The sequence below is a fragment of the Streptomyces sp. NPDC050743 genome (assembly GCF_044456925.1).
Taxonomy (GTDB): domain Bacteria; phylum Actinomycetota; class Actinomycetes; order Streptomycetales; family Streptomycetaceae; genus Streptomyces.
Genome location: NZ_JBITGJ010000328.1, coordinates 1 through 1,469, shown reverse-complemented (window position 1 = coordinate 1,469; position 1,469 = coordinate 1). Strand labels below are relative to the sequence as shown.

The window sequence follows — 1,469 nt, the reverse complement described above, 5'->3', positions numbered from 1 at the left end:
CCGAGACGCTTCGCAGCCTTGGACATACGCAGCAACTCCACCCACGCAACAATACATGCACAACACTAGGGATTACCAATGAAGTTGGTGAGCCTGTTGGCCGTGGGCTGCCAGCAGTGCCAGCAACAGGGCGGAGGACCTGCTGGAGATGTCCACCGCCCAGTGCACCTCATCGGCCAGGTCCAGGATCTCGCCGAGCGCGGTCAGGATCGCCGACTCGTCAAGCCTCGACGAGGTTCTTCCAGATGTGCCAGCGGTCCGCGACATGTATCGCACCGGGGGCGCCGAGCCGTCCGGCCTCGGCGTATGCGGTGGAGCGGTCGCGGCAGATCACTTCCACGCCGGGATGGTCGGCGAGCCACCGGGCGACCGTGGCTGTGGCCCGGTCGGGCAGCAGGTCGACCGGCTGGCGTGTCTCGATGTCCACCAGGATGGTGCCGTAGTTGTGTCCCTTGCGCAGCGCGAACTCGTCCACTCCCAGCACTCGTGGGGTGCGCGCGGGGAACTCCGGCAGGCGGCGTATCAGCCGCAGCAGGGTTGACCGGCTGGCCCGGAGGGCGAGCGCGTGCGCCAGTCGGACACCGGCACGGCCCGCCAGCATCACCGCCAGCCGCTCAAGGACCGCCTGGAGGCCGGCGCTTCGCCTTCCATGTCGAAAGGTCAGTCCGTCGACCTGCTCGGCGAACGTCGCCTGCCGGCACGTCCGTTGACGGCAACGGAACCGCCGGACCTGTAACTCGATCATTACGGCGCGTCCGCCGACCGCGCTGTCAGCAAGACGGCGCACGTACCGGCTGTGTACGCGGGTCGACACCGTGCCGCTGGCAGGACACGCAGCCTGGTCCGCTGCCGTGCGGGCCCGCACGACCACCGACTCCTCGCTGGCCACGACGTTTTCGATCAGGACACCTTCGACCTGGTGGAATCACAGGTCTTGGATGAGCACATCACCCACGGCCGTTCATGATCGCGGTTGTGGTGACCCTCCGTGACCCTGGCACGGAAAGTGATCCAGAACCACGGTTCACGGAACGGCGACACCGTGGACGTGCCCAGGCCGCAATGCCTCGCGGGCATGGGCTCAGCGGCCGGCGCCCCGGCTGTTACGACCGGCGGCGAGCCGGCCCTCCAGGCCCGTGATGAGTGTGTCGATCACCAGCCGGAACATGTGGTCCTGATCAGGGCCTGCCTGGTGTGCGTCCGTGACCTCGTCCGCGTCGGCAGCGGCACCGGGGGGTTTGAGACTCGCCCACTGCCGGAGCGAGCCGTTGAGTTCGGCGCTGAGGACACCGACGACGACGGCGGCCATGAGAGCGGCAATCTCCGGAACCTCCGACTGCGACACCCCTGTGGCGGCTACGATCGCGGTGAGGCCGGTCCAGAACGGGTCGTCGGGCTGGATGAAGTCCGGCTGGTGGCTGAACGAGTACGCCAGCAGCTCAGGGTGACGGTGCGCCAGGGTCCGGAAG

Annotated in this window: 1 protein-coding gene and 1 pseudogene; both read right to left on the bottom strand. The window is 67.8% G+C overall.

Annotated features, from left to right (window positions below; genetic code table 11):
* Positions 1-220: 220 nt before the first annotated feature.
* On the bottom strand, positions 221-865 hold the full coding sequence (locus ACIBJF_RS53415) for an ISL3 family transposase (protein ID WP_399185115.1): 645 nt from the start codon (positions 863-865) through the stop codon (positions 221-223).
* Between the two features lie 216 nt (positions 866-1,081).
* Positions 1,082-1,469: pseudogene (locus tag ACIBJF_RS53410) on the bottom strand (TetR/AcrR family transcriptional regulator); the annotation flags it as partial.